A 13344-nucleotide genomic window follows, 5' to 3' on the forward strand; every position below is an offset into this window, starting at 1 on the left:
GATCCTAGCTCAGGACAGACGCGCCGTGGACAGACAACCTTCCGTCGATCATAGACGCGCCGTGCAAACCGCCTCCGGTCCCGTCCGTCGCCTCGACCTGGACTGGATCCGGCTGTCGGCGTTCGGCCTGCTCATCCTGTACCACGTGGGCCTGGTCTATGCGCCCTACGACTGGCACATGCACAGCACCCATACCTTCGAATGGATGCGCGAAGGCGTCCTGATCACCAATCCATGGCGGCTGACGCTGCTGTTCCTGGTCTCGGGCGCCGCGCTTCGCTTCATGACCGCGCGCCGGACCGCCGGTCAGGTGGCCCGGGCGCGGGCCGAGCGACTCATTCCCCCGCTGATCTTCGGGACGCTTGTGCTGGTGCCGATCCAGTCGTGGATCGAGGCGATGGACAAGGGCGGCTGGAGCGGCGGACTGGCCGGCTGGTGGTGGCACGAGTTCAGCCTGTCGGGACTCAGCAACGGGGTGCCGGTCAACCACCTGTGGTTCATCATCTATATCGCGGTCTACAGCGCGGTGGCGGTCCTCCTGATGCTGCGACCGGCGGATATGGAGCGCGTCGAGGCCGGCCTGACGCGTCTGTTGTCGGGCTGGAGGGTGATCGCGATCCCGATCCTCTATCTGATCATCATCCGCCTGATCCTGTTCCCGATGTTCGGCCTGACCAACCGGCTGACGCACGACTGGTACAATCACGCCCTGTCGCTGGGCGCCTTCCTGTTCGGCTATCTGGTGGTGCGCCAGGAAAGCGTTTGGCGCGATCTGGAGCGGTATCGTTGGGTCGGGGTCGGGTTGGCCTGTGTCGCCCTGCCGATCATGATGCTGCAGACGGCGCATCCCGGCGGCGGCGCCTTCTGGGGGATCCCTCGCGGAGTCGTCTTCGCGATCGACCAGTGGGCCGTGATCACCGCCATCCTGGGCTTCGGCAGCCTGCATCTCCGCCGGGCCGACAGTCGGGTGCTGCACTATCTCAGCGACGCGGTCTTCACCTGCTATCTCGCCCACCAGACGATCCTCGTGGTGGCGGTGTGGCTGATCCAGGCCCGGGGCTGGCCGGCCGTGGTCGAGGCTCCGGTCCTGACCGTCATCACGATCGGCGGCAGTCTGCTGATCTACGAGATCGCGCGGCGCATCCCGCTGATCCGGCCGATCTGGGGCCTGAAACCGTTGAAGGCCAGGCCTTCGGCGGCGCCGGGGCTGCCGACAGCCGAGCGCGGCGATCCGGCATGAATTTCGCCCAGCCCGAAATCCGTCAGGCGGCGCGCGGACTGCTGCTCGTGGGCGTAGCGGCGCCGGTCTTCGCCTTCCTGGCGGTGCTGATCGCGGCCGTGTCCTATGCCGGGTTCGACCACGCGCGCCAGTATCTCAGCGAACTGGGGGGCGAGACGGCGGCCCAGCCGTGGATCTTCAACTTCGGGGTGATGATCGCCGGCGTCCTGACCGGGGTGGCGGGGGTCGGCTTCGGTCTGGCCGTCGTCATCCTGACCCGGTCGCCGGTGTCGGCTGTACTGGTGGGGCTGCTGTTCGTGCTGGCGGGAACCGGGCTGGTGATGTCGAGCCTCTATCCCTGGCCCGACCCCAGACACATGGCGATCAACCTCGGGCTGGGCATCCAGCTGGCGCCGGTGTTCCTGCTGGTCGCACTCCGCCAGAGCCTTGAACTGACCCGGCTGAAACGCTTCCTGGGGCTCGTGTTCGTGATCATGGCGGTGCTGACCGTGCTGACCAAACACCTCGTGTTTCCCGGAACGGTCAACGATTTCAATGTCGGCTACTGGGAGCGCGCCTTCGCGATCGTTCTGGTCGGCTGGGTAGGCGTGGCGGCCCATCTCATGAGGCGCGCTCTCACCCCCTGAGACCGCGTGCGCCGCCACAACGCATTTGCAACAAAAAGTGCCGTTATCACCATTCCGTGATTGAAAATCGCGGAAGAGTGAACGAGAGTGATCGGATGGTGCGGCGCAACAACTGTGCCCGGATTCCGACCGCGCGCGCCAAGGGGATTATTGCATGAGCGGCCACGCCTCGACCGCGCGGGTCTATGACCTCGACGGTCAAATCGTCCCGACCTACACGGGCGGCAGCGCCTGGCTGCCGGAGCAATCCCCGCTGGCCATGCCGCGCCAGACCTTCAATGACGCCTCGCGCCAGGTCACAGCCCATGTTGCAACGCGTCCGGACGGCCTGCTGACGCGCCGTTTCGTCGTCTTCGGCTCGACGCTGGTCGTCGCCCTTCTGGCCATGATCGCGCCGCTGATCTTGTGCGCCCGCGAAGGCTTCCAGCCGCTCGAGATCGTCGCCCTGATCCTGTTCGCCGTCCTGATCACGGCCATCGCCTGCTGGTTCTGCTCGACTTTCGCCGGCCTGATCGTGCTGCTGACCGGCCGCGAGCAGGATGACATGGACTTCGCGCCCTATCCGCCGCTGCCGACCCGCCGCACGGCCCTGCTCATGCCGCTCTACAACGAGGACGCCCGCGAGGCCCTGGCCCGCCTGGCCGCGCTCGACGCCTCCCTCGCGCGCCTCGGCGCCTCGGAGGCCTTCGACCTGTTCGTGCTCAGCGACTCGACGAAGGATGAAGCCGCGGCCGCCGAGATGTCCGCCTGCGTCGCCCTGCGCGCCCATGCAGGCAGCCGCCTCTACTACCGTCGCCGCACCGAGAACATCGAGCGCAAGGCCGGCAACATCGCCGACTGGACCCGCACCTTCGGCGGCGCCTACGATTTCATGATCGTGCTCGACGCCGACTCGACCATGGCCGGCGAGACCGTGCTGCGTCTGGTCGACGCCATGGAGCGCAATCCCGGCGTAGGTCTGCTCCAGACCGCCCCGACCATCATCAAGTCCCAGACCCTGTTCGCCCGCCTGTCTCAGTTCGGCGTGCGCCTGTACGGCCGCGTCGCCGCCGCCGGTCTGGCCTGGTGGGCCGGTTCGGAAGCCAGCTACTGGGGTCACAACGCCATTCTGCGCACCCGCGCCTTCGCCGACTGCGCCGGCCTGCCCGAGCTTGAGGGCCGCAAGCCCTTCGGCGGTCACATCATGAGCCACGACGTCGTCGAGGCCGCCCTGATGCGCCGCGCCGGCTGGGCCGTCCACGTCACCGCCGCCCTGGACGGTTCGTGCGAAGAGACCCCGCCGACCCTGACCGACTTCATCCGCCGCGACCACCGCTGGTGCCAGGGCAACCTGCAGCACCTCGCCCTGATCGGCGCCAAGGGCCTGAACCCGATCAGCCGCCTGCAACTGGCGATGGGCTGCATGGCCTATCTGTCGTCGCCCCTGTGGCTGGCCTCTCTGATCGTCGGCATGGTCATGCAGCTGCAAAGCCCGGTGGACTGGACCTCCTTCTTCTACATCCTGAACCCCAAGCTCTCGCCCTTCATGCTGGCCTCGCTGCTGGGCGGCGTCATGCTGATGGGACCCAAGCTTATGGGCTTCGCCCTGGTGCTGAGCCGTCCCGGCGAGCGCAAGGCCTTCGGCGGCGCGCGCCAGATCATGAAGGGCATGGCCCTGGAGATCGCCCTGTCCGCCGCCCTGGCTCCCATCCTGATGGTCGCCAACACCAAGGCCGTGATCCAGATCTTCAGCGGTCACGACGCCGGCTGGGCCACCCAACAGCGCAGCGCCGATGGCCTGAGCTGGAAGGACGCCTTCACCGCCATGCGCTGGCAGATGATCACGGGCGTGCTGTTCAGCCTGGGCCTGCTCATTCGCCCCGACCTGGCGACCTGGTTCGCGCCGATCGTCCTGCCGCTGCTGTTCGCCGCCCCGATCGCCGTCTTCACCTCGCGCCGCCGCACCGGCCAGGCCTTCGCCCGCAAGGGCTGGCTGGTGACGCCGGACGAGGGCACGGTCGCGGTTTCGCCTGTGGTCCTGTACCCGGCCGGTCGTCCGGTGTTCGAAGGTCAGGCTCCGGTCTGGGCGCGGCGCTGATCCAGGTCATCGCAAGCTGAGAAAATGGGGATCAGGCCGCCGGCCTGGTCCCCTTTTTTGATCAGCGCCGGAGCGGGCCGCCTCACGGTAAGGTTTCGAGAATTGACTTCACGGCCATGTGGTCGAGGATCACGGTATGAAAACGCGATCCCCCTTAATACTCGCCGCTGCCGCCGTTCTTGGCCTTTCCGCCTGCAATGCGGGCGCGGGAGAAGCTGCCGCGCCTGCCGCTCCGACCGGTGAGGTGCAGGGCGTCCGGGACGGCCGCACGACGCTGGCGGTCGGCCAGACCCTGCGCATATCCCTGCCGAGCAACGCCACCACCGGCTATCAGTGGCGGATTCAAGGACAGTCGATCGAGGTTCTGTCCCCTTCCGCGCCGTTTGGGCAGGAGATCACCGATGCGCACGCGCCTGGCTTGGTCGGGGTCGGCGGAAACACGGTCTGGATCTTCAGGGCAGCAGGTCCGGGAACGGTGACCCTGAACTTCGCCTATGCCCGCTCCTGGGAGCGGACGCCCCCCGCCGAGACCGCGACCTATACGATCACGGTGCGCTGAAACCGGCCCCGCAGGGCCGGTCTCGCGTTTAGCGCCCGAATTTCTGGAACTTGATCCGGTGCGGGATCAGGGCGTCGGTGCCGAGGCGGCGCTTCTTGTCCTCCTCGTAGGCTTCGAAGTTGCCTTCGAACCATTCGACGTGGCTGTCGCCCTCGAAGGCCAGGATGTGCGTCGCCAGACGGTCCAGGAACCAGCGGTCGTGGGAGATGACCACGGCGCAGCCCGCGAACTCCTCCAGGGCCTCCTCGAGGTTCTGTAGCGTTTCGATGTCCAGGTCGTTGGTCGGTTCGTCGAGCAGGATCAGGTTGCCGCCGGTGGCCAGGGTCTTGGCCAGGTGGACGCGGTTGCGCTCACCGCCCGACAGCTGCCCGACCTTCTTCTGCTGGTCGCCGCCCTTGAAGTTGAAGCTGCCGACATAGGCGCGGGTGTTGATCTCGCGCTTGCCCACCATCATCACGTCGGTGCCGCCCGAGATCTCTTCCCAGATGGTCTTGTTGGGGTCGAGGGCATCGCGTGACTGGTCGACATAGGCCAGCTTGACCGTCTCCCCGACCTTGATGGTGCCGCCGTCCGGTGTTTCCTGGCCGGTGATCAGCTTGAACATGGTCGACTTGCCGGCTCCGTTCGGGCCGATGACGCCGACGATGCCGTTGGGCGGCAGCTTGAAGGTCAGGTTGTCGAACAGCAGCTTGTCGCCATACGACTTCTGAAGGCCCTCGACCTCCAGCACGACATTGCCCAGGCGCGGCCCGGGCGGGATCTGGATGTGGGCGTGGGTCTGGGCCCCGCGCAGGTTCTCCTGCTCGGTGACCATCCGCTCATAGGCGGCCAGACGGGCCTTGGACTTGGCCTGACGGGCCTTGGCGCCCGAACGGACCCATTCCAGCTCGCGGGTCAGGGCGCGCTGGCGAGCCTCGGATTCCGAGTTCTCCTGCACGACGCGCTTCTGCTTCTGCTCCAGCCAGCTGGAGTAGTTGCCCTCGTAGGGGATGCCCTTGCCGCGATCGAGCTCCAGCGTCCACTTGGTCACCAGGTCCAGGAAGTAGCGGTCGTGGGTTACCAGGATGACGCAGCCGGGGAAGGCTTCCAGGTGATGCTGCAGCCAGGCGACGCTCTCGGCGTCGAGGTGGTTGGTCGGTTCGTCGAGCAGCAGCATGTCGGGCTTCGACAGCAACAGCCGGGCCAGGGCCACGCGACGTTTCTCACCGCCGGACAGGTTAGCCGTGCCCCAGTCGTCGGGCGGGCAGCGCAGGGCGTCCATGGCCATCTCGATGCGGCTGTCGATGTCCCAGACGTCGCCGGCGTCGATCTTTTCCTGGAGGGCGGTCATCTCCTCCATGAGCTCGTCGGAGTAGTTCTCGGCCATCTCCATGGCGATGGCATTGAAGCGGTTGACCCACTGCTTCTCCTCGCACCAGGCTTCGACGTTCTCGCGGACGTTCAGGCTGTCGTCGAGGTGGGGTTCCTGTTCCAGGTAGCCCCGCTTGATCCCGTCCGCGGCTTTGGCCTCACCGGTGAACTCAGGGTCGATGCCGGCCATGATCTTGAGCAGGGTCGACTTGCCCGAGCCGTTGACGCCGACGACGCCGATCTTGGCGTCGTTGTAGAAGCTCAGCCAGATGTTCTCGAAGATCTTCTTGCCGCCGGGAAAGGCCTTGGTCAGGCCCTGCATCTGGAAAATATATTGCTGCGCCATGAGGTGCGGTGCGCCCTGTCGTTCAATCGGATGGGGAGGTAGGCGCGGGATGTAGCGACCGCCGCGCCGAAGGGCAAACGACTACCCTCGCGACACGGCGGATTGAAGGCAGGTTGCATCCGTTTGACCGGGTCGCGGCCTCTCATCCCCGACGCGCCCGATGGCCGGGCCGGAGGACCGACACATGCCGCCAATCTCCTTGCGCACCGTCCTCGCGACGGCGCTTCTGTTCACCCTTACGGCGCCGTTCGTAGCGAGGGCGCAGGACCGGGCGGCCTTCCCTGCGGCCATGGACGCCTTCGCGCAGCGGGCGCTTGAGCGGACGGAGGCCGTGCCCGGCATGGCCGTGACTGTCGTCGATGCGCAGGGGCCGCTTTATGCGGCGGGGTTCGGCGTCGCGGACGTCGAGACCGGCGCGCCGGTGACCGCCGATACCCGGTTCTATATCGCCTCGGCGACCAAATCCTTCACCGCCCTGGCGATTTCCGCCTTGGCCGAGCGGGGTGAGGTCGATCTGGATGCGCCTTTGGCGACCTGGTCGAAGGGATCGGCCATGCCAGCCGAGATCGCTGCGAGGGTGACGCTGACGGACCTGCTCAGCCATCGGTCCGGCGTAGACAATAGCCCGATCGCCTTCCGGTCGGCGTTTTCGGGAGACTGGACGCCGCAGGTCCTCTGGCGTCTGACCGCCGAGACGGGCCCCGGCGAGGCGGCGCCGGGGACGTTCGACTACACCAACTCGGGCTACAACCTCGCGACCGTCCTGATCGAGCACCGGTCGGGCCGCGACTGGCGGTCCCTGGTGCAGGACGAGGTGCTGACGCCCTTGGGAATGACGAAGACGACCGCCTTCGTGGACGAGGCGCGCGAGGCGGGTGAGACGGTGGCCGCAGGCCATTTCGGCCGTATCCCTGGTCATCCGGAGCGGTCGTATCTGCAGAAGACCGACCCCACTATGCATTCCGCCGGCGGGCTGATCTCCACCGCCAATGATATGGCCGTCTGGCTGGAGGCGCAGATCGACGACGGACGCGTGGGAGGACGCCGGATCCTGCCGGCTGGCCTCATTGCGTCGACGCACGGGTCGAAGGTCGCCCAGGAGACGACGTTCGGGCCCTATGAGCGAACGGGCTACGGTCTGGGCTGGCAGGTGGGCCGGTACGGGGACGATGTCCTGATCCATCATTTTGGCAACTTTTCTGGGTCGCGCGCCCACGTCTCCTTCATGCCGGAGAGGCGTATCGGGGTCGCCGTCATGGTCAATGAGGACGCCTTCGTCGGGGATCTGGCCGACCTGGTCGCCAACTACGCCTACGACTGGTTCGCGGGGCTGCCGGCTATCGAGGCGGTCTATGATGCGAGGCTGGCTGAACTGGCGGCGACGCGGGATCGCCGACGGACCGGACTGGCGGCAAGTCTGGAGGCGCGGGCCCAACGGCCCCGAACGCTCAGCCTTCCGAACGCCGCCTATGTGGGCGACTATCTGAATCCGACATACGGGACCGTCACCGTCAGCGAAACCGGCGCCGGCCTGGGTGTCGCGATCGGGGTGCAGCACGCGCTCGCGGAATATTTCACCGAGCCGGAAAGCCTGCGGGTCGAGCTCACCCCCTACAGCGGTCAGGCGCTGATCTTCGCGCCAGGCGACGACGGAAGGCCCGTGTCGCTGACCTACAATGGCGCAACCTTCCTGCGACGTCCCTGAACTCGGACTAGCGTGCGGGCAGCACCGCCATCAGGGCGCGGGTGAAACCCACGGGGGCGACGGTCAGGTGATCCTCGTCCTCCAGCACCAAGGATCGGACGGTAAGACCGGGATAGGCGTGGGCTTTCAGAACGCGCTCCATTGTCCTGACGTCGCCGACCATGTCGGAGGTCGTGCTGTTGCGCGGGCTGGGACCGGGAGCCTCGTAGCCGCCGATGTACATGAAGACGTCAGCCGGCAGGTCGTCGTGGTCCCGGGCGTAGGCGGCCTCCATCGTCATGATATGATGCCGGTCGAACCAGAAAGACGGGCTGCCCAGAACATATCCGTGGAACAGCGTCGGGTCCGTGAACAGAATCTGGGCGCCCAGTAGTCCGCCGTAGGAGTGGCCCAGCAGGACACGGCGGGCGGGATCCGCGCGGAAGCGGTCTTCTATGAACGGGATGGCCCGGGTCTTGAGATAGGCCTGATAGGCGGGGCCTTCGCCATGTCGCGTGGTGCTGGCGCGCCGGGGGCCGTTTGGCGTCGGGGTGTAATCGCGGTTGCGGCTCACCGTTCCGGTGTCGCCCCGCGCATAGGACAGGCCGACCAGAATGAACTCCTCGATCACGGGGCCGTCCAGGTTCACCCGGCGAGCGATCTGGCGAATGATCGGGAAGGCGTAATCGGCGTCGGTGACATAGACCACCGGATAGCGGCGCTGGGGACTGGCCTCGTAGCTGGCGGGCAGGTTGACGAAGACCTCGTATTCGCGACCCGACACGGGGTCCGGCACGGTCCAGACCTGGGTGCCGGCCAGGACGTATGGGCCGCCTTCGGTTCTGCCGGCAGGGGCTGACGAGGACTGGGCATCCGCCCGCTCGGAGCAGGCCGAGGCGACCGTCGCCCCCAACAGAGCCACCACCAGTCCGAACGCCTTCATACCCGACTCCCCAAGCTTTACCGGGGGAGAGCCTAGGCTTGAATGTGGCGACGAGGGGGCGCGCGGCCCCCTCGGCAGGGGCCGACGTCCTGAACTCGGTGGTCAGTTCAGCGATGGCGGCGTGGGAGCCGCTGACCCGCGGCTAGGCCCTCACCAACGGAAGGCGAGCCGCCCGATCAGCGCCCCGCCGGCCACGGCGACGGCCATTCCGATCGTATACCAGACCGCCACGAAGGCGGCCGCATGCTCGGGGCAATGCAGGCCGTAGAGGGTCGTAGCCAGGCCTCCGGTCAGGAGGCCCGCGGCAGCGCCCGCCAACATCGGCCGGGTCGGGGCGAAGGCGCGCGCGGCCCAGAAGACGAAGGGTGCGGCCAGCAGGCTGAGCAGGGCGATATTGGGCGCGCAGACCTGGGCGCTGTCACCCATGACCGCAGGCATTCGCTCGGGCATGGGCATGACGGCGAGTTCGTAGAGGGCCATGCCGATGACCAGAACCAGGATCGCCGCCAGAAGGATCAACGGCGCGCGCGGAGACGCTCCGGGGCGCCCCAGCCGGTCCAGCAGCCAGAAGCCGCCCACCGACATGGCGATCGCATAGGCGGCCTTGGCCCAGAAGACCGGCCCCCGCATCGCCGCCATCAGGTCCTCGCGATAGCCCAGCCACAGGCCGACGGTGATCAGCACGACCAGGGCGGCCGGGATCATCCACAGCAGCAGGCGTCGATCCGGCTGACGCGCGGGCGGCAGGTCGGCGGACAGGGCGTCGATCAGGTCATCAGTCTTCATCGCGCACACCCTCCCGATCGGTGACGGGAGCGAATTTCGCCGACAGTGTCTTCAGGCTGCGATGAATACTGACCTTGGCGGCGGTTTCGGAATAGCCGTGACGCTGCCCCGCCTCCGCGACCGAAAGGCCCCGCAGCCGCACGTCCTCGATCAACCTCCGCTGGCGCAGGGGCAGCAATGACAGGCATCGGCCGAGGTCCGCCCGTGTCGCGCCGTCCTCGACCGTGTGTTCGGCGAACAGGTCGGAGGCCTCCTCGATCGGGTGGGTCGGGCGACGGCCCTGACGACGCAGATGATCGATGAGCTTGTGCCGCGCGATCGCATAGGCCCAGCCGGTGAACGACTGGTTCGCGTCCCAGGTGGCGCGTTTGGCGTGAATGACGATCAGGGTTTCCTGCACGAGATCCTCGGCGTCGACGCCGCCGTCGAACAGGCGCCGGGTGAAAAAGGGACGGAGATGCGCGCCCAGTTCGGACAGCAGAACGCGCCAGGCCGGCGCGTCGCCCTCCAGGCCACGGAGCATCAAGGCTCGAAAATGGGCTTCACGATCTGTCACGCGTCTGCCCGTGTTACGTCGACCTGGGCGGTACGGTTACACATCCTCGACGTCCCGAGGTGAAAATATTCACCCCGCGTTTTCTGTAACGCCGGCGACGCTGGTCACGAACTCCTGAGCAACCGGTCGCTGTGGCCGGTCCAAATCAGGAGACGACCATGAACCGCACTCATCTCGCGATCGCCGCCGCAACCGCCGCCGCCCTTACCGCCGGCGCCGGCCTGGCCCAGGCCGCCAGCCAGGACCGCTCCACCCACGGCAATCAGGCCGGCATGGAGAAATGCTACGGCGTCGCCCTGGCCGGCAAGAACGACTGCGCCGCCGGCCCCGGCACGACCTGCGCCGGCACCTCCGTCCGCGATTATCAGGGCAATGCCTGGAAGAACGTCGCGGCCGGCACCTGCACCTCGATCCGCACGCCGCGCGGCAACGGTTCGCTGACCGCTATCGCCAACCGCTGATTCAGCCCCGATGAACGACAGATCGACCGCCGGGCCGTCCCCCCAGGGGCCCACCGCCGGCCTGGGCCTCAAGGCCCGGCACTATGAGCAGGCGCTGGCCTGCCCGGCGGCCGGTCTGTGGTTCGAGGTCCACCCCGAGAACTATATGGTGGACGGCGGACCGCGATTGGCCTGGCTGGAGGCCGTGCGCCGCGACAAGCCGCTGTCCCTGCACGGCGTCGGCCTGTCGTTGGCCGCGGACCAGCCCCCCGACCGCGACCATCTCGGCCGGCTGAAGGCCCTGGCCGACCGCTACGAGCCCTTCGTCATGTCCGAGCATCTGGCCTGGTCGGTGCGGGGCGACGCCTACCACCCGGACCTGCTGCCCTTTCCGCGCACACGGCGTCTGCTCGACCGGGTCTGCGAGAACGTCTCGGCCGCACAGGACGCCCTGGGTCGCCCGCTGCTGATCGAGAACCCCTCCCTTTACCTGGACCTCAGAGGCCACGAGATGAGCGAACCCGAGTTCCTGTCCGCCATGGTCGCCCGCACCGGATGCGGCCTGCTGCTGGACATCAACAACGTCTTCGTCAGCGCCAGCAATCTGAAGCAGAGCGCCGTCGCCTACCTTGACGCCCTGCCGGCGGACGCGATCGGCGAGATCCATCTGGCCGGCCATGCGCCAGACGACCGATGGGGCGAGGACCTTCTGATCGACACCCACGGCGCGCCGGTCTCGGCAGCCGTCTGGTCCCTGTACGAAAGGACCATCGCCCAAATCGGCCCGCGTCCGACCCTGATCGAGCGGGACGAGAACCTGCCCGACTTCGACGTTCTGATGGCCGAGCGGGGCATCGCCGACGCCATCCTGCGCCAGATCCCGGAGGCGCGCCGTGCGTGAGCCCTTCATGGACGCGTTCGAGGCCGCATTGGGCGGCGATCCCGTGGCGCTCGATCCCTGGCTGGCGACAGGCGAGCGACCCCAGGCGGGTCTCTGGGTCTATCGCAACACCACGGCCAAGGCCCGCGCCGACGCCCTCGCAGCGCTGTATCCCACGGTCGAGCGGCTGGTCGGTCGCGACTGGTTCCGCGACGCCGCCCTGATCTTCGGCGGAGATCAGCCGCCCGAATCGCCCGTCATGGACGCGTTCGGCGCGGGGTTCCCCGACTGGCTGGAGCGGTTCCCGCCTGCCGCCGGGTTCAGTTACCTGGCGCCCGCCGCCCGCCTCGACGCGGCCTGGAGCGAGGCGCATCGCGCGATCGACGCCCCGCTGGTGGTCGCGGCCGACGTGACCGGCCAGCCGCCCGCCCGGCTGTTCGGCGCAACGGCGAGACTGCATCCATCGGCCCGTCTGTTCTGGTTCGACTGGACGGTGCCGTCGATCTGGCTGGCCAACCGCCCGGACGCCGAGCCGGGACAGACCGTCATCTGGGACGAAAAACCCGAGGGCCTGATCATCATGCGCCCCCGCATGGAAGTGACCTCGCGCCGCCTGACACGCGCCGAATGGGCCTTCCTCGACGCCTGCCGGCGCGGACAGTCGCTCGGACAGGCCGCGTCCGCCGCCTTCCGCGTCGACCCCGCCACCGTCCTGCCCACTCTTTTCGCCGGCCTTCTGGGCGCCGGCGTCTTTACCGCCATCGATATGGAGCCAAGCCGATGACCGACATGATCCTGACCCGCGCGTCGCGCTTCCAGCCCGTCGTGGACTGGATCGAGCGGCTCCTGCCGATCGATGCCCTCAGCGTCATTGTCCGCGTGGCCATCGCGGCGGTCTTCTTCCTGTCCGGCCGGACCAAGGTCGAGGGCCTGCTGACCATCACCGACGGGACCTACTACCTGTTCGCCGAGGAGTATCGGGTCCCCCTGATCCCCAGCGACATCGCGGCCCATCTGGCGACCTGGTCCGAACACCTGTTCCCGATCCTGATCGTGCTGGGCCTGGCCACCCGCCTGTCGGCCCTGGCGCTTCTGGGCATGACGATCGTGATCGAGGTGTTCGTCTATCCTCTGGGCTGGCCCACCCATCTGCTGTGGGCGGCTCTGCTGCTGTACCTGATCCGTTTCGGGGCCGGCCGGTTCAGTCTGGACGCGTTGCTGAAGCTGCCCTGATCTTCAGGCGTAGTTGAAGCTGATCGAGATGCGATCAGCCTTGGCGGCGTTCATCGGCACCTCGTGGCGCAGCCAGCTTTCCCACATCAGCACCGTGCCGGCCTTCGGGGCCAGGTAGACGAAGGGCTGTTCCGCCTCGGACGCGTCCGGATCGACGGAGGGCCGCGCCATCATCATGGGCAGGCGGGGATCTTCCAGCTTCAGAGCCGAAGCGCCGTCCGGGACGTCGACATAGACGGTGCCGCTGAGGAAGGCGTGCGGGTGGATGTGGCCCGAGTGGGCGCCGCCGGGCTTGAGGATATTCACCCACATCGTGTCCAGCCGGGGCTTCCTCGCCAGGTCGAAGTTCAGGGCGCGGGCATAGGCCAGGGCGTGGCGGTCCAGATGCTTCTTGAGCTCGGCGAACTCCGGCAACCGGTGGGGCAGGTCGTTCAGCGAGCCATAGGAGGTGTAGCCGCGATAGCCGTGCGACTTGCACCAGGCGCGACCGGCGCCGTCCTCCACCGCCAGCATGCGACAGGCGTCGGCGAGCTCGGCGTTGAAGCCGTCGAAGCCGGGCACGGCGGCGAGTGAGGCCTCATAGACCTGGGTGACGAAGAGGGGGCGCAGGGACATGGGGCAGGC

14 protein-coding genes are annotated in these 13344 nt (G+C 67.5%); 9 read left to right on the forward strand and 5 right to left on the reverse strand.

From position 1 onward, the window contains the following. The first annotated feature begins 61 nt into the window (after nucleotides 1-61). The 4 genes from ACW17Y_RS04575 to ACW17Y_RS04590 all read left to right on the forward strand — a co-directional run bounded on the left by ACW17Y_RS04575 (nucleotide 62) and on the right by ACW17Y_RS04590 (nucleotide 4502). A complete protein-coding gene (locus tag ACW17Y_RS04575; protein WP_492037595.1) occupies nucleotides 62-1240 on the forward strand; it encodes an acyltransferase family protein in 1179 nt (392 codons plus the stop codon). Then, nucleotides 1237-1866, forward strand: a complete 630-nt coding sequence (locus ACW17Y_RS04580; protein ID WP_492037596.1) for a DUF998 domain-containing protein — start codon at nucleotides 1237-1239, stop codon at nucleotides 1864-1866. The genes ACW17Y_RS04575 and ACW17Y_RS04580 overlap by 4 nt, the downstream gene beginning before the upstream one ends. A gap of 154 nt (nucleotides 1867-2020) precedes the next feature. Next, nucleotides 2021-3943: a glucans biosynthesis glucosyltransferase MdoH gene (gene mdoH / locus ACW17Y_RS04585; RefSeq protein WP_492037597.1), complete on the forward strand. Its 1923-nt coding sequence runs from the start codon at nucleotides 2021-2023 to the stop codon at nucleotides 3941-3943. Between the two features lie 136 nt (nucleotides 3944-4079). Then, the gene (locus ACW17Y_RS04590; protein WP_492037598.1) at nucleotides 4080-4502 is read left to right on the forward strand and encodes a protease inhibitor I42 family protein; all 423 of its coding nucleotides are present in this window, start codon (nucleotides 4080-4082) and stop codon (nucleotides 4500-4502) included. Nucleotides 4503-4530: 28 nt separating this feature from the next. Here the strand turns inward: ACW17Y_RS04590 and ettA are convergent, their stop codons facing one another. Beyond that, complete coding sequence (gene ettA / locus ACW17Y_RS04595; RefSeq protein ID WP_492037599.1) at nucleotides 4531-6198, reverse strand: energy-dependent translational throttle protein EttA; 1668 nt, start codon at nucleotides 6196-6198, stop codon at nucleotides 4531-4533. A gap of 184 nt (nucleotides 6199-6382) precedes the next feature. Here ettA and ACW17Y_RS04600 point away from each other — a divergent pair, with 184 nt between their 5' ends. Continuing rightward, nucleotides 6383-7903 carry a serine hydrolase gene (locus tag ACW17Y_RS04600; RefSeq protein WP_492037600.1) on the forward strand — a complete coding sequence of 507 codons (1521 nt, stop codon included), beginning with the start codon at nucleotides 6383-6385 and terminating at the stop codon, nucleotides 7901-7903. A 7-nt stretch (nucleotides 7904-7910) separates the two neighbouring features. Here the strand turns inward: ACW17Y_RS04600 and ACW17Y_RS04605 are convergent, their stop codons facing one another. From ACW17Y_RS04605 to ACW17Y_RS04615, 3 genes are all read right to left on the reverse strand, one after another. Then, nucleotides 7911-8825 carry an alpha/beta hydrolase gene (locus ACW17Y_RS04605; protein ID WP_492037601.1) on the reverse strand — a complete coding sequence of 305 codons (915 nt, stop codon included), beginning with the start codon at nucleotides 8823-8825 and terminating at the stop codon, nucleotides 7911-7913. Nucleotides 8826-8975: 150 nt separating this feature from the next. Next, nucleotides 8976-9611: an NrsF family protein gene (locus ACW17Y_RS04610; RefSeq protein ID WP_492037602.1), complete on the reverse strand. Its 636-nt coding sequence runs from the start codon at nucleotides 9609-9611 to the stop codon at nucleotides 8976-8978. Next, the gene (locus tag ACW17Y_RS04615) at nucleotides 9601-10134 is read right to left on the reverse strand and encodes a sigma-70 family RNA polymerase sigma factor (protein ID WP_492037603.1); all 534 of its coding nucleotides are present in this window, start codon (nucleotides 10132-10134) and stop codon (nucleotides 9601-9603) included. The genes ACW17Y_RS04610 and ACW17Y_RS04615 overlap by 11 nt, the downstream gene beginning before the upstream one ends. Before the next feature lie 191 nt (nucleotides 10135-10325). On the opposite strand from ACW17Y_RS04615, the gene ACW17Y_RS04620 reads away from it, so the two are divergent. The 4 genes from ACW17Y_RS04620 to ACW17Y_RS04635 are packed head-to-tail and all read left to right on the forward strand — an operon-like array spanning nucleotide 10326 to nucleotide 12720. Beyond that, on the forward strand, nucleotides 10326-10628 hold the full coding sequence (locus tag ACW17Y_RS04620) for a BufA1 family periplasmic bufferin-type metallophore (RefSeq protein WP_492037604.1): 303 nt from the start codon (nucleotides 10326-10328) through the stop codon (nucleotides 10626-10628). A gap of 10 nt (nucleotides 10629-10638) precedes the next feature. After that, nucleotides 10639-11508 (forward strand): MNIO family bufferin maturase, encoded by an 870-nt coding sequence (gene bufB, locus ACW17Y_RS04625; RefSeq protein ID WP_492037605.1) that lies wholly within the window; start codon nucleotides 10639-10641, stop codon nucleotides 11506-11508. Beyond that, a complete protein-coding gene (locus tag ACW17Y_RS04630; protein ID WP_492037606.1) occupies nucleotides 11501-12271 on the forward strand; it encodes an HvfC/BufC family peptide modification chaperone in 771 nt (256 codons plus the stop codon). The genes bufB and ACW17Y_RS04630 overlap by 8 nt, the downstream gene beginning before the upstream one ends. Then, on the forward strand, nucleotides 12268-12720 hold the full coding sequence (locus tag ACW17Y_RS04635) for a DoxX family protein (RefSeq protein WP_492037607.1): 453 nt from the start codon (nucleotides 12268-12270) through the stop codon (nucleotides 12718-12720). The genes ACW17Y_RS04630 and ACW17Y_RS04635 overlap by 4 nt, the downstream gene beginning before the upstream one ends. Nucleotides 12721-12723: 3 nt before the next feature. On the opposite strand, the gene ACW17Y_RS04640 is transcribed toward ACW17Y_RS04635, so the two are convergent. After that, the gene (locus ACW17Y_RS04640) at nucleotides 12724-13335 is read right to left on the reverse strand and encodes a TIGR02466 family protein (RefSeq protein ID WP_492037608.1); all 612 of its coding nucleotides are present in this window, start codon (nucleotides 13333-13335) and stop codon (nucleotides 12724-12726) included. Nucleotides 13336-13344: the final 9 nt, after the last annotated feature.

This window comes from Brevundimonas sp. AVps7 (genome assembly GCF_058681545.1).